The sequence below is a fragment of the Thauera sp. 63 genome (assembly GCF_000310165.2).
GTDB classification, from domain to species: domain Bacteria; phylum Pseudomonadota; class Gammaproteobacteria; order Burkholderiales; family Rhodocyclaceae; genus Thauera; species Thauera humireducens.
In genome coordinates this window covers 294738-313273 of record NZ_AMXC01000001.1, presented here as the reverse complement: position 1 = coordinate 313273, position 18536 = coordinate 294738, and the positions used below count along the sequence as shown (strand labels likewise).

Sequence of the window (18536 nt, the reverse complement as noted above, 5' to 3'; positions counted from 1 at the left end):
CGTGTGACCACCGGGCCGGCCCTTGCACGGGGCCGGCTCAGTGGTGGCCCAAGCCCCTGATCCAGGCCTCGAAGCTGCCAGCGTCGAGCGGCCTGGAGAACAGGTAGCCCTGCATCAGCGTGCAGTTGCGCTCGGCGAGAAAGGCACGCTGGCCGGGTGTCTCGACACCCTCGGCAACCACGTCCATGCCGAGGTCGCGGGCGAGCGAGAGTGCGGCCGAGACAACCGCGGCGTCCTCGGTGTCGCCCGGCAGGTCGGCGACGAAGGAGCGGTCGATCTTGATCCGGCTCAGTGGCAGGCGCTTGAGGTAGGCAAGGCACGAATATCCGGTGCCGAAATCGTCGAGTGCGAGCGTGAGGCCGCGCTCGATCAGGCGGTTGAGGCGTTCGAGCTGCTCGCTGCCGGGGTTCATCAGCGCGCTCTCGGTGATCTCGAGCTCGATCGCGGCGGGGTCGGCGCCGGTCTCGTCGAGGATGCGGGCGACGACGTCGGGGAAGTCCGCACGCTGGAACTGCAGTGCCGAAATGTTGATGGCCACCGTCAGGTCGCGCAGGCCGGCCGCGGCCCATTCCGCCTGTTGGCGGCACGCTTCGCGCAACACCCACTCGCCGATCGGCACGATCATTCCCACATCCTCGGCGATCGGGATGAACTGGGCCGGCGGCACCAGCCCGCGTTCGGGGTGTTGCCAGCGCACCAGCGCCTCGCAACCGATTGCGCGGCCGCTGCGCGTGTCGATCTGGGGTTGGTAGTGCAGCAGCAACTGCTTTCCGGCAACGGCCCGGCGCAGCGCGCTTTCGAGCTTGAGGCGCTCGTTGGCACGTTCGTTCATCGCCGGGACGAAGAACTGGAAGTTGTTGCGGCCTGCAGCCTTGGCACCATACATCGCCGTGTCGGCGTGCTTGAGCAGGACGTCGACCGACTGACCGTCGTCGGGATAGAGCGCGATGCCGATGCTCACCGAGGGACGCAGATCGTGGTCTTCGATGCGCAGCGTATCGTCGAGTACCTCGAGCATCTTGCGTGCGACGGTTGCCGCATCGCCGGGGTGCTCGAGGCGGGGCAGGAGGGCGACGAACTCGTCGCCGCCGAGCCGGGCCAGGCGATCTTCTCCGCGCAGGCAGCCTGACAGACGACGCGCCACGGCCGCCAGCAGGCGATCGCCGACCGGGTGCCCGAGTGAGTCATTGACGGTCTTGAAGTTGTCCAGATCGAGGAACAGCACCGCCAGGCGGTCGCCATGGCGCTCTGCGGTGCGCAGCGCTCCCTGTGCCTGGCCAATCCAGGCGCTGCGGTTGGGGAGTCCGGTCAGCGTGTCGAAGTGCGCGAGGTACTGGATGTGCGCTTCGGCCTGCCGTGCCTCGGTGACGTCCTGCACCGTGCCGCGGATGTGGGCGAGGGCGCCATCGCGCCACTCGCTCTCGATCTGGAACTGCAGTACGCGGGCGGGCTCGCGGTCCGTTCGTGCGTCGATCGTGACCTGCCCCGGTGCCTGTGCGAGCTCTTCGAGTTTCGCTTCGATCATCGGCCGGTCCTCGGGCGCGAGGGCCGCGACGATGTCATGTACCGATCCGAGCCGGTGCAGTTTCGTGTCGAGCAGGCGATGAAGGTCGTCCGAGCAGCGCAGACCCCGCTGCCCGACCCGGGTTTCCCAGCTGCCCATTCGCGCGATCCGCATCGCCTCCGCAAGGGCAGCCTGATTCTCACGAAGCGTGGCGGTGGTGGCCTCGAGTTCCCGCGTGCGGCGGTCCACGAGACCGGTGATGCGGCGGGTGTGGCCCGTACTGATCAGCAGGAAGGCGCCCAGCAGGCCCGTGCCCAGCAGGCCGGTCGCGACTGCACCCCAGGCGGCCCAGGTGCGCTGCGCGTAGATGTAGTTATCGGTGGCGCGCAGACGCAGCTCCCAGGAGCGTCCCGCAAAGGGGAGGGCGACCCGGCGGCCTATCGCATGCGCCAGCCACGTGGCCGAATCGCACTCATCCAGTCCGGTCAGGCGCTGGCGTCCGGGGGCGGCGGCGGTATCCTTGAGGCAGAGTTCGATTCCGATTTCCTCGGCCTGCGCCCGCACTGCCGCCAGCGCGTCGTCCATGCGGAAGGCCGAAGAGACAATGCCTTCCTCCGAGTGAAGACTGAGCGCCCCCTCGTGTGTCGAGGAGGCGTGGCGGTGCGTGGCCAGGTAAAGGACGACGCCCTTCTGCGCTCCTGTTTCCTGGACGAGCCGGAACGCCTCTGCGGCGACGGGGCTACCCGTCTGGCGGCTCTCGAGGATGGCCTGCGCCGCGGGGGAAAGTGACATGGGGTTGATGCCGATCGCACTGGCGTTGTGCTCCAGCGGTGCGACGTAGACGATCGGCAGGTATTCCGGCGCATCTGCGGCGGGATATACCTTCCCCTGCATATCCCGGTCGAGGATCTGAAAGTCCGGATGGCCCGATGCGCGTACCAGGGTCTCGAAGCGCGCGCGCTGGCCCTGCAGGACCCTCGCGTTCCAGGCGAAATTCTTCGTGCCGGGATAGCGGTCCAGCCAAGGGCGGACGAAATCCTGGAACTCCTCATGTGACACGCTTTCGCTCACGCTCATCAGCCCACGGATCGCCAGCATCATGTCGATCTGTGCATCGAGGCGCTTGCGCACCTGGCTGGCGAGATGCTCCGTGTCGCGGGTGAACTGTGCCTGGACGCGCAACTCCTCCCAGACGAGCACCTGCCGGAACGCGAAGGCCAGGATCGCAAGCGCGAGTCCGAGCGGAATGGCAACGCCGAGCCGACGGCCATCCCAGTCGGCTGAAGGGCGTCCGAACAGCACGAACATCAGCGGCGCCATGACGATCACGCCCAGCGTGTCGCCCAGCCACCATGTCCACCAGTTGAACGCCATCTCCTGGGTCGTGATGATTCCTGCCGCGTGGAGGGCCGGAACCGACAGCGATGCATTGACCAGCGAACCGATCGGGGCGACCAGTACGAGGAAACGCACGATGGTGCGCGGCGAGTCGAGACGGTTGGGAAAGCCGATCAGCCATCGGGCAAGCCAGGCGCCAGCCGCGGCCTGCAGCACAGCGCCGAACGTCGGAATCAGCAGGCCGGCGAGCGGCGCCTGGCTGATCCCGACCGCAAGGTGCGCGATGAACTGGACGACGAGGGCGCCTGCGAGGATGCCCGGCCAGACGCGCGCACCGAAGATCAGCATGGCGGATAGCGCGATGCCGGCGGGCGGGAACGCGGGCGTGGTGTAACCCGGCGGTACGGCGAGCTTTATCGACAGCCAGCCGCTGATCGCGTAGCCGAGTCCGACGAGGAGGGCGAGGCCGACGTTTTCGGCCAGTTTGTGAATCTGCATTTCGCGCAGTATATCGGTGCCCTGTTGCCCATTTCGAGGCATAGCGCACGTTCTGCTTGCCGAGCGGCCTGAAGCCCCCGTGGATGCGCTAAACTCCCGCCCTTGCAAATGCGGGCTGATTGACGGACGAATGAACGCCCTTCGTCCTCGTGCTGTCCGTACTCCATTCCCAAGGCTCCCACGGATATCGAGATGTTCGAAGCTGTTCGCAGCAACAAGCGCGTTGCCCAGGTGATCCTGGCCATTCTTATCGTCCCATTTGCCTTCTTCGGCATGGACGCTTATTTCAGTGACGCCCCGGGTGGTAACGAAGTCGCGACGGTTGCCGGTTCGCCGATCGGTACGGTCGAGTTCGAAGAGGCGCTGCGTGACCAGCAGGACCGCTTGCGCGCTGCAGCGGGTGGTACGGCCGATCGCGCCCTGCTCGAATCCGAGGAGCTTCGCCGATCGGTGCTCGAGAACCTGATCAATCGCCGCGTGCTGGCGCTCTATGCGGCCGAGAACCGCTTTGTCGTCACCCCGCAGGAGCTGCAGACGACGATCGCCAACGTGGAGTCCTTCCAGGAGGACGGCCGTTTCTCGCTGCAGCGCTACGAGACGCTGCTGCGTGCCCAGGGGATGAGCCCGGCGATGTTCGAGGCGCGCCTGGCGCAGGACATCCGGGTCCAGCAACTGTCTCTCGCGCTGGGTGAGGCCGGATTTGCGCCGGCCGCATCGGCCCGCCGCTTCCTGGCTGCCCAGCTCGAGGAGCGCAGCATTCGCGAACTGCGTCTGCCGGTGTCGAAGATGGAGGCGGAGATCACCGTGAGCGACGACGAGGTCAAGGCCTACTACACCGCGAATCAGGACCGCTTCCAGCGTCCGGCCCGCCTGCAGGCCGACTACGTGGTGTTCGACCGTGAGGCGGTCGAGAAGCAGGTGAGCGTCAGTGACGATGAGATCCGCGCGTTCTACGAAGGCAACCCGGCGCGTTTCGGCGTACCCGAGGAACGCCAGGCACGCCACATCCTGCTCGAACTAGCGGCCGATGCAGGCGAAGCCGACGTCAGTCGCGTCATGAACGAGGCAAAGGCGCTGGTGGAGGCGCTCCGCAAGGATCCGTCCCGCTTCGCCGCGCTGGCGAAGGAGAAGTCGCAGGATTCGGGCTCGGCCTCGCGCGGTGGCGATCTGGGCTTCTTCGGGCGTGGCGTGATGGTGGGCGCTTTCGAGGATGCGGTGTTCTCGCAGCAGCAGGATCAGATCGGCGAGCCGGTACGCAGCGACTTCGGGGTGCACATCATTCAGGTCACCGGCATCAAGCCCGCGAGCACGCGCGCGCTCGACGAGGTCCGCGACGAGATCGCTGGTGAACTCCGCACACAGGCGGCCAGCCGGCTTTACGCCGAACAGGCCGAGCAGTTTGCGAATATGGTCTATGAGCAGGCCGACAGCCTTGCCCCGGTGGCCGAGGCGCTCAAGCTCGAGATCCGCAGCACCGATTGGGTGTCGCGCGAGGGCGGCAGCATCGGCGGGTACAGCAACGAACGGCTGCTGAATGCGCTGTTCGGCGATGACGCCGTCAGGAACGCACGCAACACCGAGGCCGTCGAGGTTGCGACCAACACGCTGGTCGCGGCACGCGTCAAGGCCTACGAGGCGGCTGTGCTGCTGCCGCTGGACGAGGTCAAGGCCCGTATCGTGGCCGATCTGCGGCGTGAGGCGGCGGCGCGCCGTGTCGCCGAGCAGGGCGCGGCGATGCTCGCTGCGCTCAACAAGGGCGAGCAGGTCGACGGTAAATGGGGTGAAGCCCGTGCGCTGCAGCGCTCTGCTCCCGGCCTGCCTGGCGCGGCCATGCAGGCGGTGTTCTCGGCGCAGTCGAAGGAACTGCCGACGCACGTCGGCCTCGGCCTGCCCGAGGGTGACTATGTGCTCTATCGCATCGAGTCCGTGACACGCCCCGAGATTGCGGATGACGATCCGCGCGTGCTTGCCGTGGCCGAACAGTATGCGCAGGTGCTGGCTGAGCGCGACTTCGGCGCCTTCCTGTCGGAATTGCGCAACCGCTACGAGGTGCAGGTCAAGCTGCAGCCGAGATCACAGCCCTGATCCGGCATGACGACCCGAAGGGTCGTCATGCCCTCAGGCAGCAAAGCAAAAGGCCCGATTCGATCGGGCCTTTTGCTTTGCTCTGGCCGCTTGCGCGGCCAGAGGTCTTTCAGGGCATGGGTGCTGCGTTGCCCAGCGCAGTGGTGTTGAAACCACCGTCCACATACATGACTTCGCCGTTGATGCCGCTGGCGAGATCCGAGCACAGGAAGGCCGCAGCGTTGCCGACTTCCTCGATCGTCACGTTGCGGCGCAGCGGAGAATTGTGCTCGTTGAAGGCCAGCAGCTTGCCGAAGCTGCCGATGCCCGAGGCGGCCAGCGTCTTGATCGGACCGGCGGAGATGGCATTGGCGCGCGTGCCTTCAGGGCCGAGGGTCACGGCCAGGTAGCGGACCGAGGCTTCGAGACTCGCCTTGGCGAGGCCCATGATGTTGTAGTTGGGCATGGTGCGCACCGCGCCCAGGTAGGACAAGGTCAGCAGTGCGCCGTTGCGGCCCTTCATCATCGGGCGTGCGGCCTTCGCCAGTGCCGGGAAGCTGTAGGTGCTGACTTCCTGCGAGATGCGGAATGCCTCGCGCGTGAGGCCGTCGAGGAAGTCGCCTTCCAGGGCCTCGCCCGGGGCGAAGGCGATGGAGTGGACGAGGCCGTCCAGGCCGTCCCAGTGCTCGCCGAGCAGCCGGAACAGGTCGGTGATCTGTGCGTCATCCTGCACGTCGAGCGGGAAAAGCAGCGAGCTGCCGAAATCGGCGGCCATTTTGGCAACCCGTTCCTGGAAGCGTTCGTTCTGGTACGTGAAGGCCAGTTCGGCGCCTTCGCGGTGCATGGCCTTGGCGATGCCGTATGCAATGGAACGATTGCTCAGAAGACCGGTGATCAGAATACGTTTGCCGGCGAGAAAGCCCATGGATCCAACTCCGAATGACAAGCTGGCAATTATAGCCATAACCCCGATGAAGGCAGTGGTGTTCGAAACGATCCGTGTAGCGCCGGAAGTCGATGCCTGCGCCTGTGCAGGGCGTGTTTACGGGCGATTCCGATGGACGTGCGGGTATCGACAGACGCTGCGAGGCAGGGGAAAACCTGCCAGAATCGGGGCTGTCCTTGATCTGTCCACTTGCCTGTGCTCCGTTTCCCGTTTTCCTGTCGCGCGTCTCTTCTTCGGTTACCGTGGCAAGTCTCCTGCGCCGGGGCGATCGTGACGGCGCTATGGCTGGCAGGATGCGCCGCCGACCTCAACGACCCCTATCCGGCAGCCGAGCGCGGGCAAGGCATCTTCTACACCGCCTTCACCGAGCGGCCGAAGCATCTGGACCCGGTACAGTCCTACAGCGAGGATGAAGCGAGCTTCCTGTACCAGATCGTCGAGCCACCCCTGCAATACAACTACCTGAAACGACCCTACGTCCTCGAGCCGGCAACGGCGGCGGCGATGCCGAGCCTGCGCCGCTATGATCGCAACGGGCGCGAGCTACCGGAGACGGCAGATGCGTCCCGCGTGGACAGGACTGTCGTCGAGGTGCGCATCAGGCCGGGCATCCTCTATCAGCCACATCCGGCCTTCGCCCGCAAGGAAGACGGCGAGCCGCGCTACGTTCCGATGCTGCCTGACGCGCTGGATGGGGTGCGGGCCATCGGGGATTTCGCGCATGCGGATACGCGGGAACTGGTGGCGGCGGACTACGTGCACCAGATGAAGCGGCTTGCACATCCGAGCCTGCATTCGCCGATCTTCGAGCTGATGGCCGAGTACATCCCGGGCCTGAAGGTGCTGCAAGGGCGGCTGCTCGAGGCCCAGGGACGCACCGGCAAGGACGCCAAGGCGTTCATCGACCTCGAAGCCTTCGAGCTGCCGGGTGTCGAGGTGCTCGACCGCCACACTTACCGCATCACGCTCAAAGGGGCCTACCCCCAGTTCCTGTACTGGCTGTCGATGCCCTTCTTCAGTCCGGTCCCGCCGGAAGCCGATCGCTTCTTCAGCCAGCCGGGCATGGCCGAGCGCAACCTGACGCTGGACTGGTGGCCGATCGGGACCGGCCCCTACATGCTGGTCGAGAACAATCCGAATGCGCGCATGGTGCTGGCGCGCAACCCCAACTTTCGCGGCGAAGCCTATCCGTGCGAAGGGGCGCCGGGCGATGCTGGCGCCGGGCTGCTGGACGATTGTGGCAAGACCATGCCGTTCATCGACCGCGTGGTCTTCTCGCGCGAGCGCGAGGGAATCCCCTACTGGAACAAGTTCCTGCAGGGCTATTACGACGCCTCGGGGGTGTCTTCGGACAACTTCGACCAGGCGGTGACGCTGACCAGCCAGGGCGAGGTCTCGCTATCGGAGGACATGGAGTCGAAGGGCATCCGCTTGCTCACCTCGGTGTCGCCGTCGATCTTCTATCTCGGCTTCAACATGCTCGATCCGCTGGTGGGCGGCGGGCCATCCAGGGCCGAGAAGGAGCGTGCCCGCAAGCTGCGCCAGGCCATTTCGATTGGCCTGGACATGGAGGAGTTCGTCTCGATCTTCCTGAATGGCCGCGGCGTGCCGGGCATGAGCCCGATTCCGCCCGGCATCTTCGGCGCGCGTGAAGGGCGCCAGGGCATCAATCCCGTTGTCTACGAATGGCGCGGCGGCGAAGCGGACGGTCGTCCGGTCAGGCGCGGGCTTGACGACGCCCGCCGCCTGCTGGCCGAGGCCGGCTGGCCGAACGGAAGACATGCGCAGACGGGCGAGCCCCTGGTCATCAACCTCGACACCACCCCGGGCGGCCTCGGCGACAAGGCGCGCTCTGATTGGCTGGCGAAGCGCTTCCGCGAGCTTGGCGTGCAGTTCGTCGTGCGCCCGACGGATTTCAACCGCTTTCAGGACAAGATCCGACAGGGCAGCGCGCAGTTGTTCTTCTTCGGCTGGAATGCGGATTATCCGGATCCGGAGAACCTGCTTTTCCTGCTGCACGGCCCGCAGGGCAAGGTGAAGTTCAATGGCCAGAACGCTGCCAACTACGAGAATCCGGAGTACGACGCCCTGTTCGAGAAGATGAAGGCCATGCCGGACGGACCTGCCCGGCAGGAGATCATTGACCGCATGGTTGCGATCCTGCAGCAGGAGGCGCCGTGGATCTTCGCCTTCCACCCCAAGGCCTACTCGCTGCAGCATGGCTGGGTGCTGAACCGCAAGCCGGGCGCCATGGTACGCAACAACATGAAATACCAGCGCATCGACATCGAACGCCGCGCTGCCGCGCGCGCGGAGTGGAACCGCCCGGTGCTGTGGCCGCTCGCCCTTGTCGCGCTGCTGCTGGCCGCGCTGGTGGCGCCGGCGGTCGTGCATTGGCGCCGGCGCGAGGTCGCCACGGCCGCGCCGGACAATGGCGGAGGCGGGCGCTGATGCTGGCCTATCTCGTCCGCCGGGCGCTGTATGCGATCCCGATCCTGATCGGCGTGAATCTGCTGACCTTCGTGCTGTTCTTCGTGGTCAATTCGCCCGACGACATGGCGCGCATGCACATCGGCGTCAAGCGTGCGACCCCGGAGGCCATCGAGCGCTGGAAGGTCGAGCGCGGTTACGACAAGCCGATGTTCGTCAACGCGGCGGCCGAAGGCCGTGCGCGATTCACCGACACCATCTTCTTCGACAAGTCGCTGCGCATGTTCGCGCTCGAGTTCGGCCGCGCCGACGACGGCCGCGATATCGGCCAGGAGATCCGCGACCGCATGGGGCCGTCCCTTGCGATCGCACTGCCGACCTTCGTCCTCAGCCTGCTCGTCTCGATCAGCTTCGCCTTGCTGCTGGTGTTCTTCCGCGCTACCTATCTCGACTTCTGGGGCGTGGTGCTGTGCGTGGCGATGATGTCGATATCGAGCCTGTTCTACATCATCGGCGGGCAGTGGCTGGTGTCGAAGATGTGGGCGCTGGTGCCGATCTCGGGCTATGCGCCGGGGCTGGATGCCACCCGCTTCCTGGTGCTGCCGGTGCTGATCAGCGTGGTCGCCGGCATTGGCTCGAGCGCGCGCTGGTATCGCACCATCTTCCTCGAGGAGATCTCGAAGGATTACGTGCGCACGGCGCGCGCCAAGGGCCTGTCCGAGCTCGCCGTGCTGTTCCGCCACGTGCTGCGCAACGCGCTGATCCCGATCCTGACCGGGGTCGTGGTGGTGATTCCGCTGCTGTTCATGGGCAGCCTGCTGGTGGAGTCCTTCTTCGCGATCCCGGGGCTGGGCAGCTACACGATCGATGCGATCAACGCGCAGGATTTCGCGGTGGTGCGGGCGATGGTCTTCATCGGCTCGGTGCTCTACATCATCGGCCTGATCCTGACCGACATCTCCTACACGCTGGTCGACCCTCGGGTGAGGCTGGAATGAGCGCGCCCATGGAAACGACGATGGGCTTTCAGCCGGTGGTGCTATGGACCGACCTGCTGCTGTTCGTGCTGCTGGCGACGGCCGCGGCGGCGGTGTTCTATGTGCGTGCCAACGAGCCTTTGCGCGAGGCCTGGCGCAAGGTCGGTCGACGCCCGGCCGGCATGGCCGCCGCGACGATCCTGCTTGCCTTCGTCACGGTTGGCGTGCTCGACAGCCTGCATTACCGGCCCTTGCTGCCTGCGGTCGACGCGCCCGTCGGGGCTGTGGGCGAACAGGGGCCGCCGAGATACTCGACCGAAGTCCTGTCCGTGCTGGATGCGGTACTCGCGCCCTTGCGGCTGCAGACCGAAAAAACGTATTCCGCGCCCTTCGCCTGGCAGCTCTACCAGCGCGAGACGATCGAGCTGCCCGGGGGCGGGCAGGGCAGGGACTATCCGCGCCTCGTGCACGGCGCGTCTCACCTTGAAGACCCGGTTGCGGACAAGGGCGCAGATCTGTCGCGCCGCGTGCTCGCGGGGCTGGGGCAGGCCCTGTTTGCCTGGCTTGCGACCTTCGTGGTGCTGGCCACACTCGTCTGGCGCGGCAGTGGCCTGGGCTGGGGTGAGATTGTCGCGGCGCTGCTGGCGGGGCGCACGGTGCTGGCATGGCGGGCGGCGCTCGTCACGCTCGGCCTCATCTTCGCAATCGTCGCCATCTGCATCGAGCTTGCACCGCTGTACCACGTGCTCGGCACCGACAAGGTGGGTCAGGATGTCCTCTACCTTGCGCTCAAGAGCGTGCGCACTGCGCTGGTCATCGGCACGATCACGACCCTGGTGATGATGCCGTTCGCGGTGGCGCTGGGCATCGCCGCAGGCTATCTCGGCGGCTGGGTGGATGATGCCGTCCAGTACGTGTACACCGTGCTGAACGCGATTCCCGGCGTGCTGCTGATTGCCGCCGCGGTGCTGATGATGCAGGTGGTCATCGACACCCATCCGCAGTGGTTCGACACGGCAGCCGAACGCTCGGATGCGCGCCTGCTGGCGCTGTGCTTCATCCTCGGCATCACGAGCTGGACGGGCCTCGCGCGGCTCCTGCGGGGCGAGACGCTGAAGCTGCGCGAACTGGAGTACGTGCAGGCGGCGCGTGCCTTCGGGGTGCGCACGCCTGCAATCCTGCGCCGCCACATCCTGCCCAACGTGATGCACATCGTGATGATCGCGCTGGTCATGGACTTTTCCGGCCTGGTGCTGGCCGAGGCGGTGCTGTCCTACGTCGGCATCGGCGTGGATCCGACGACGATCAGCTTCGGCACCATGATCAACATGGCGCGCGCCGAACTTGCGCGGGAACCGATGGTCTGGTGGTCGTTGGCTGCGGCGTTTGCGTTCATGTTCGTGTTGGTGCTCGCCGCCAACCTGTTCGCGGACGTTGTGCGCGACGCCTTCGATCCCAGAAGGGGTTGAGGCCGCCGATCAGTCACAGGGCTCACAGCGGGCGGGGTTTCCGAGAAGGCTGCGAGGACTGTCCGGGCCCGAAGGGCGAGTGCCGCAGCAGCCGGAGCGGATGCCCAGCGCCCCTGTCAAACCAAGCACCAACGATGAACGCGCTCATGTTGGCGGGCAGTGAGGCCATTGACCGGCGCACAGGGCATTCCTTCCGCCGGCTGCGGAACTCGCCATCGCTGCGCTCGGCTTAGGACAGTCCTCGCCGGCTCCAGAAACGCCCTGCACGCCGGTCAGCGTGATTCGCGATCAACACTTCAAGAAGACAGACCCCATGAGAGACCTTAGATTCGATAACCGTTTCGTGCGCGAGCTGCCCGCAGATCCCGAGGACGGGCGGCACGTGCGTCAGGTGCACGGCGCCTGCTATTCGCGAGTCGACCCGACGCCGGTGCGTGCGCCGAAGCTGCTGGCATGGTCGCGTGAGGTCGCGGACTTGCTCGGGCTCGACGAGTCCGACCTGCGTGATCCGCGGTTTACCGAGGTCTTTGGCGGCAATGCGCTGCTTCCCGGCATGGTGCCTTACGCCGCCTGCTATGGCGGCCACCAGTTCGGCAACTGGGCGGGGCAACTCGGCGACGGGCGTGCGATCACGCTCGGGGAGACGATCAACCCGCAAGGCCAGCGCTGGGAGCTGCAGTTGAAGGGTGCCGGGCCGACACCGTATTCGCGTCGCGCCGACGGGCGTGCAGTGCTGCGTTCGTCGATCCGTGAGTTCATCTGCAGCGAGGCCATGCACCATCTGGGCGTGCCGACCACGCGTGCGCTGAGCCTGGTGGCCACGGGCGAGCCGGTGATCCGCGACATGTTCTACGACGGCAACGCGCGGCCCGAACCGGGTGCCATCGTGTGCCGCGTGGCGCCGTCCTTCATTCGTTTCGGTAACTTCGAGATCTTCGCCTCGCGTGGCGAGGAGCCGCTGCTGCAACAGTTGATCGACTTCACGATCGATCGCGACTTCCCGGAGCTGGCTGAGGCCGAGCCCGATCCCGTACAGCGCCGGTTGAGGTGGTTCGAGGACGTGTGTCGGCGCACCGCCGTGCTGATCGCGCACTGGATGCGGGTCGGCTTCGTGCATGGCGTGATGAACACCGACAACATGTCCATCCTCGGTCTCACGATCGATTATGGCCCCTACGGCTGGATCGACAACTTCGACCCCGACTGGACGCCCAACACGACCGATGCTGGCGGGCGCCGCTACCGCTTCGGGCATCAGGCGCGCATCGCGCAATGGAACCTGTGGCAACTGGCCAACGCGGTCTATCCGGTGATCCAGCAGGTCGAGCCGCTGGAGCGGGCGCTGGCGATGTATGGCGAGGTGTTCGCGACCGAGGATCGACGCATGACGCAGCAGAAGCTGGGTCTCGAGACGTGGCGCGGGGGCGATGAGGACGACGACGCAAGCGATGCCGCGCGGGTGGCGAGGCTGCACACCCTGCTGCGGGCGGGCGAGGTCGACATGACGCTCTTCTTCCGGCTGCTTTCCGATCTCGATCTGGCGCAGCCGTCGGTCTCGCATTTCGACACCGCCTTCTACGATCAAGCCCGTCGTGGCGATGTCGCGGCCGAGCTCGATGCGTGGCTGGAGGATTACGCCGCGCGGATCGCTCAGGACGGCGTGCCCGGCGCTGTACGCCGCGAGCGCATGAACGCGGTCAATCCGCTCTACGTACCCCGCAACTACCTGGCGCAAGAGGCGATCGACCGGGCGGAGCAGGGCGACCCGAGCGGCGTGAGCGAACTGCTCGAGGTGCTGCGCAGGCCCTACGTCGAACAGCCCGGACGCGAAACCTACGCCGCGCGACGGCCGGACTGGGCCCGCCACAAGGCGGGTTGTTCGATGCTGTCCTGCAGTTCCTGAGCGCTCAGACTTTCACGCGCATCAGGCGCTGCTTCTCGCGCTCCCAGTCTTTCTTCTTCTCGTCCTCGCGCTTGTCGTGCAGTTTCTTGCCCTTCGCGAGGCCGATCTCCAGCTTGATCCGGCCTTTCACGAAATGCAGGTCGAGCGGCACCAGGGTGTAGCCCGCGCGCTCCACCTTGCCGATCAGGCGGGCGATCTCCTTCTTGTGCAACAAGAGCTTGCGCGTGCGCACCGGATCATGGTGGACGTGGCTGGAGGCGGTGGTGAGCGGCGTGATGTGCATGCCGAAGAGGAAGATCTCCTCGTTGCGGATGATGACGTAGGATTCCTTGATGTTCGCGCGCCCGGCCCGGATCGCCTTCACCTCCCAGCCCTCGAGGACCATGCCGGCTTCGTGCTTTTCCTCGATGAAGAAGTCGTGGAGGGCTTTGCGGTTTTCGATGATGCTCATGTCTTGATGATCCTTCGGCGCTGCAGGGCGGGGTCGCCGCGCGGCAAACGGGTGTGCCCGCATGCGGTAGAATCGCGCATTTTAACAGCACGGCACCGGCGTCGTTCCGGGTCGCGCACCGCCCCTGATTTTTCATGGCCGACGTCAAGAAGCTGGTTCTGATCGAATTCACCCCCGTGCAGATGTTCGAGCTGGTCGATCGCTGCGAGGACTATCCCCAGTTCCTGCCATGGTGTGGCGGCAGCGAGGTGCATGCCCGCACGGATACCATCACCGCGGCCACCCTCCACATCAACTACCACGGCATCAAGGCGCACTTCAGCACCGAGAACGAAAAGCGCTGGCCCAACGAAATGAAGCTGCGGCTGGTCGACGGCCCGTTTACACGCCTGGACGGCCACTGGCTGTTCACTGCGTTGGGTGATACGGCGTGCAAGGTCGAGTTCAGCCTGCACTACGAGTTTTCGAGCAAGTTGCTGGAGAAGGTGCTCGGGCCGGTGTTCAATCACATCGCCAACACCTTCGTCGATTCCTTCGTGAAGCGTGCAGGACAGGTCTACGCAAAGGGCTGAACATGGCTGAAGCAATCCGGGTTGAAGTCGTCTACGCGCTGCCCCAGCGTCAGGAACTCGTGCAGGTGAGCTTGCCCGAGGGGGCGACCGTTCGTCAGGCCATCGAGGCGTCGGGCCTGCTGCAGAAGTATCCCGACATCGAACTGGACGGGCGCAACAAGCTCGGCATCTTCGCCAAGCTCACCAAGGCCGATGCAACCCTGCGCGATCGCGATCGGGTCGAGATCTACCGGCCGCTCATTGCCGACCCGAAGGCCGTGCGCAAGAAGCGCGCCGACGAGGGCAAGGTCATGAAGAAGGGTGGGGGGGCCGCGGAAGAGTCGGCGGCCTGATATGGCCCCCGCGGGCGAGGAGGCTCGCTTGAGACAGGGTCCCCGCGCGCGATTGCAGGATCAGTTCGAGCAGTTCTCGTCGATCTGGCGCTGAAGACGGCTGATGTCGGCTGAACGTGCCTCGTCGCTGATGAACTCGCGCTCGCCCGCGGCGTTCATGCGCGCCATGCGTTGCCCGGAATTGAGCGCCGCCAGCTGGTTGCGCGCGTCTTCGCAGAAGCGTTGCCGCTCGGCCTCCCGTTCCTGCTCCTGCTGCGCCTTGGCCTGGGCCTCGGCTTCGGCAGCGCGACGCTTGCGGAACTCTTCCTCGCGTTCGGCCAGCGTCTTGGGTCTGCCGTCGTCCGCAGCCGGCTGCTCTCCCGCGGCCTTGCCTTCGTCCTGCTCTCCGGCCGGAGGCGCGACCGGCGCAGGCACGGGTGTGCCGCGAATGGTCTTCACCGGCCCGCTCGGCGGTGGAATGTCGGAGTAATGCGTCTTCCCGTCCTTGTCCTTCCAGCTGTAGATCTGGGCAGCAACCGGCAGTGCCGTGAGCATGGCAAGAAGCAGGACGGCAGTGCGGGTCATCAAGGGTCTCCGAAAGGCACCGCTTACACGGCGCGAAAGGCGTCTGTATAATACGGATTTGGTCGAAAGGATAAAAGCCATGCGAGTGATTCAGAAGGCGCTGACGTTCGATGACGTCCTTCTTGTTCCCGCCCACTCCACGGTCCTCCCGCGCGATGTGAGCCTGCAGAGCCAGGTCACCCGGCGTATCCGTCTGAATATCCCGCTCGTGTCCGCTGCAATGGACACCGTCACTGAAAGCCGCCTCGCCATCGCGCTGGCGCAGGAGGGCGGGATTGGTGTGGTGCACAAGAACCTCACGCCGACCGAGCAGGCGGCCGAGGTGCATCGGGTTAAACGCCACGAGTCCGGCATTCTGAAGGACCCCATCACCGTTCCGCCGACCGTGACGGTGGGCGAGGTCATCGAGCTGCAGCGGCAGAACCGCTTCTCCGGCGTGCCGGTGGTCGATCGTGGCAAGGTGGTCGGTATCGTCACCAACCGCGACACCCGCTTCGAGACCAATCTCGATCAGCTCGTGTCCGAGATCATGACGCCGCAAGACCGCCTGGTTACGGTACGTGAAGGCGCCAGCCTGGAAGAGGCGCGCGAACTGCTGCGCGTGCATCGCCTCGAGCGTGTGCTGGTCCTCAACGAAGCGGGCGAGCTGAGCGGCCTCATCACCGTCAAGGACATGATGAAGTCCACCGAGCACCCGTTCGCGGCCAAGGACGAACAGGGGCGCCTGCGCGTCGCTGCGGCGGTCGGGGTCGGAGCAGGCACCGAAGAGCGCGTCGAGCGCCTCGCCGATGCAGGTGTGGACATGATCGTGGTCGATACTGCACATGGCCATTCGCAGGGCGTGCTCGATCGCGTCAACTGGGTCAAGAAACGTTTCCCGCAGATCGAGGTGGTCGGCGGCAACATCGCCACCGCGGCGGCGGCGCTCGCCCTGGTCGACGCCGGTGCAGACGGTGTGAAGGTCGGCATCGGTCCGGGCTCGATCTGCACCACCCGCATCGTCGCCGGCGTTGGCGTGCCGCAGATCACGGCAATCGACAACGTTGCCAACGCCTTGGCAGGCACGGGTGTGCCGATGATCGCTGACGGCGGCATCCGCTTCTCGGGCGACATCGCCAAGGCGATCGCCGCGGGTGCCAACGTGGTGATGCTTGGCGGACTGTTCGCCGGCACCGAAGAGGCGCCGGGCGAAACCGTGCTGTTCCAGGGGCGCTCGTACAAGGCCTACCGTGGCATGGGTTCGCTGGGCGCGATGGAGAAGGGGGCGGCAGACCGTTATTTCCAGGACGAGAACTCCGGCAACATCGACAAGCTGGTTCCCGAAGGTATCGAAGGCCGCGTCCCCTACAAGGGTTCGGTCGGCGCGGTGATCCATCAGCTGATCGGTGGGCTGCGCGCATCGATGGGCTATCTCGGTTGCCCCGACATTCCGGCGATGCACCAGCGTGCCGAGTTCGTGCAGATCAGTTCGGCAGGCATGCGTGAATCCCACGTCCATGACGTGCAGATCACCAAGGAAGCGCCGAACTACCAGATCAGCTGATCGGCTGGCTAGAAACATCCCAGGCGGCTGCGAAGCCGCCTTTCCTTTTTCAAGACGCTAGAGACGTTCGCGCCCATGGCTCACCAGAAAATCCTCATCCTCGACTTCGGTTCCCAGGTTTCCCAGCTCATCGCACGCCGCGTGCGCGAGCAGCAGGTGTATTGCGAGTTGCATCCCTTCGACGTGTCGGACGAGTTCGTGCGCAGCTTCGGTGCCCAGGGCGTGATCCTTTCGGGTGGACCGAACTCGGTCTATGAAGCAGAGGACTGGCGCGCGCCGCAGGCGGTGTTCGAACTCGGCGTGCCGGTGCTGGGCATCTGCTACGGCATGCAGACCATGGCCAGCCAGCTCGGCGGCAAGGTCGAAAGCGCCAGCAAGCGCGAGTTCGGCTATGCGGAAATGCGTGCACGCGGTCACTCGAAGCTGTTCGAGGGCATCGAGGATCGCTGCAATGACGAAGGGCATGGGCTGCTGGACGTGTGGATGAGCCACGGCGACAAGGTCACCGAGCTGCCGCCGGGCTTCAAGGTCATCGGCAGCAACGAATCCACCCCGATCGCGGCCATGGCCGACGAGGCGCGCGGCTTCTACGGCGTGCAGTTTCACCCGGAGGTAACGCACACGATCAAGGGCAAGGAGATGATTGCCCGGTTCGTGCACGACATCTGCGGCTGCGGCAACGACTGGAACATGCCCGACTACATCGCCGAGGCGGTGCAGAAGATCCGCGAACAGGTGGGCGACGAAGAGGTCATCCTCGGTCTGTCGGGCGGTGTTGACTCCTCGGTGGCGGCGGCACTGATCCACCGCGCGATCGGCGACCAGCTCACCTGCGTGTTCGTCGACCACGGCCTGCTGCGCCTGAACGAAGGCAAGATGGTCATGGAGATGTTCGCCGGCCGACTGCACGCCAAGGTCGTCCATGTCGATGCATCCGCGCAGTTCATGGGGCATCTGAAAGGGGTCACCGACCCCGAGCAGAAGCGCAAGATCATCGGCCGCGAGTTCGTCGAGGTGTTCCAGGCCGAAGCCAGGAAGCTGCCGAACGCGAAGTGGCTGGCACAGGGCACCATCTACCCCGACGTGATCGAGTCCGGTGGCGCCAAGAACAAGAAGGCGCAGACCATAAAGAGTCACCACAACGTCGGCGGCCTCCCCGAGACCCTGGGCCTGAAGCTGCTCGAGCCGCTGCGCGACCTGTTCAAGGACGAGGTTCGCGAGCTCGGCGTGGCGCTCGGCCTGCCGCACGACATGGTCTATCGCCACCCCTTCCCGGGTCCGGGCCTGGGCGTGCGCATTCTCGGCGAGGTTCGCCAGGATTTCGCCGACCTGTTGCGGCGGGCGGATGCGATCTTCATCGACGAACTGCGTGCCGCCGACTGGTACGACAAGACCAGCCAGGCCTTCGCCGTCTTCCTGCCGGTCAAGAGCGTGGGCGTGATGGGCGATGGCCGCACTTATGAATACGTGGTGGCGCTGCGTGCGGTCCAGACCCAGGATTTCATGACCGCGCACTGGGCCGAACTGCCGCACAGCCTGCTCGGCAAGGTCAGCAACCGCATCATCAACGAGGTCCGCGGCATCAATCGCGTGGTGTATGACATCTCGGGCAAACCGCCCGCGACGATCGAGTGGGAGTGACGGGAAAAGAGTATGCCTTTATAAAACAATGGCTTGCGATTTCTCGGAAATGATTCATTCGCAATCATCAACAAGCAGGTCCATATCGCAAGTTTTTGAAATATAAGGGAAGTTTGCTTGGGTGAGGCAGCAGGTGAGGGTGAGCATAGTGTCGCCGTTGGGGGGGGACCAAGGTGCCCACCATATGACGATTCGATCACGTAACGCCGCAGTCGAGAGCGCCATGTCCGAAAATCATCTACAAGTTTCGGACATGCTGGCGCCTTCAAGGAGGGTGTGTTGTTGATGCTCGCCTGCCGGCTTC

Annotated in this window: 13 protein-coding genes; 9 read left to right on the top strand and 4 right to left on the bottom strand. The window is 65.3% G+C overall.

Annotated features, from left to right (window positions below):
- Window positions 1-37 precede the first annotated feature (37 nt).
- Window positions 38-3340, bottom strand: a complete 3303-nt coding sequence (locus tag C664_RS01565) for an EAL domain-containing protein (protein ID WP_004251848.1) — start codon at window positions 3338-3340, stop codon at window positions 38-40.
- A gap of 192 nt (window positions 3341-3532) precedes the next feature.
- Between C664_RS01565 and C664_RS01560 the strand changes: the two genes are divergently transcribed.
- A complete protein-coding gene (locus C664_RS01560; RefSeq protein WP_004251846.1) occupies window positions 3533-5425 on the top strand; it encodes a SurA N-terminal domain-containing protein in 1893 nt (630 codons plus the stop codon).
- 109 nt (window positions 5426-5534) lie between these two features.
- Here C664_RS01560 and fabI read toward each other — a convergent pair whose 3' ends face one another.
- Window positions 5535-6329: an enoyl-ACP reductase FabI gene (fabI, locus tag C664_RS01555; protein ID WP_004251843.1), complete on the bottom strand. Its 795-nt coding sequence runs from the start codon at window positions 6327-6329 to the stop codon at window positions 5535-5537.
- Between the two features lie 291 nt (window positions 6330-6620).
- On the opposite strand from fabI, the gene C664_RS01550 reads away from it, so the two are divergent.
- The 4 genes from C664_RS01550 (at window position 6621) to C664_RS01535 (ending at window position 13129) form a co-directional block, all read left to right on the top strand.
- The gene (locus C664_RS01550; RefSeq protein WP_004251840.1) at window positions 6621-8801 is read left to right on the top strand and encodes an ABC transporter substrate-binding protein; all 2181 of its coding nucleotides are present in this window, start codon (window positions 6621-6623) and stop codon (window positions 8799-8801) included.
- Window positions 8801-9778, top strand: coding sequence for an ABC transporter permease (locus C664_RS01545; RefSeq protein WP_004251836.1), 978 nt, complete (start codon window positions 8801-8803; stop codon window positions 9776-9778). The genes C664_RS01550 and C664_RS01545 overlap by 1 nt, the downstream gene beginning before the upstream one ends.
- 20 nt (window positions 9779-9798) lie before the next feature.
- The gene (locus C664_RS01540; protein WP_038010637.1) at window positions 9799-11226 is read left to right on the top strand and encodes an ABC transporter permease; all 1428 of its coding nucleotides are present in this window, start codon (window positions 9799-9801) and stop codon (window positions 11224-11226) included.
- A gap of 313 nt (window positions 11227-11539) precedes the next feature.
- Complete coding sequence (locus C664_RS01535) at window positions 11540-13129, top strand: protein adenylyltransferase SelO (protein WP_038010510.1); 1590 nt, start codon at window positions 11540-11542, stop codon at window positions 13127-13129.
- Between the two features lie 4 nt (window positions 13130-13133).
- Here the strand turns inward: C664_RS01535 and smpB are convergent, their stop codons facing one another.
- The gene (gene smpB / locus C664_RS01530; RefSeq protein WP_269745286.1) at window positions 13134-13643 is read right to left on the bottom strand and encodes an SsrA-binding protein SmpB; all 510 of its coding nucleotides are present in this window, start codon (window positions 13641-13643) and stop codon (window positions 13134-13136) included.
- 71 nt (window positions 13644-13714) lie between these two features.
- Between smpB and C664_RS01525 the strand changes: the two genes are divergently transcribed.
- Together C664_RS01525 and C664_RS01520 are read left to right on the top strand one after the other, a co-directional pair.
- A complete protein-coding gene (locus C664_RS01525; protein WP_004251826.1) occupies window positions 13715-14152 on the top strand; it encodes a type II toxin-antitoxin system RatA family toxin in 438 nt (145 codons plus the stop codon).
- A gap of 2 nt (window positions 14153-14154) precedes the next feature.
- Window positions 14155-14484, top strand: a complete 330-nt coding sequence (locus C664_RS01520) for an RnfH family protein (protein WP_004251810.1) — start codon at window positions 14155-14157, stop codon at window positions 14482-14484.
- A gap of 60 nt (window positions 14485-14544) precedes the next feature.
- On the opposite strand, the gene C664_RS01515 is transcribed toward C664_RS01520, so the two are convergent.
- Complete coding sequence (locus C664_RS01515) at window positions 14545-15048, bottom strand: DUF4124 domain-containing protein (RefSeq protein WP_004251807.1); 504 nt, start codon at window positions 15046-15048, stop codon at window positions 14545-14547.
- A gap of 79 nt (window positions 15049-15127) precedes the next feature.
- Between C664_RS01515 and guaB the strand changes: the two genes are divergently transcribed.
- Window positions 15128-16591, top strand: a complete 1464-nt coding sequence (gene guaB / locus C664_RS01510; protein WP_004251804.1) for an IMP dehydrogenase — start codon at window positions 15128-15130, stop codon at window positions 16589-16591.
- 75 nt (window positions 16592-16666) lie between these two features.
- Window positions 16667-18232, top strand: a complete 1566-nt coding sequence (gene guaA, locus C664_RS01505) for a glutamine-hydrolyzing GMP synthase (RefSeq protein ID WP_004251788.1) — start codon at window positions 16667-16669, stop codon at window positions 18230-18232.
- Window positions 18233-18536 lie beyond the last annotated feature (304 nt).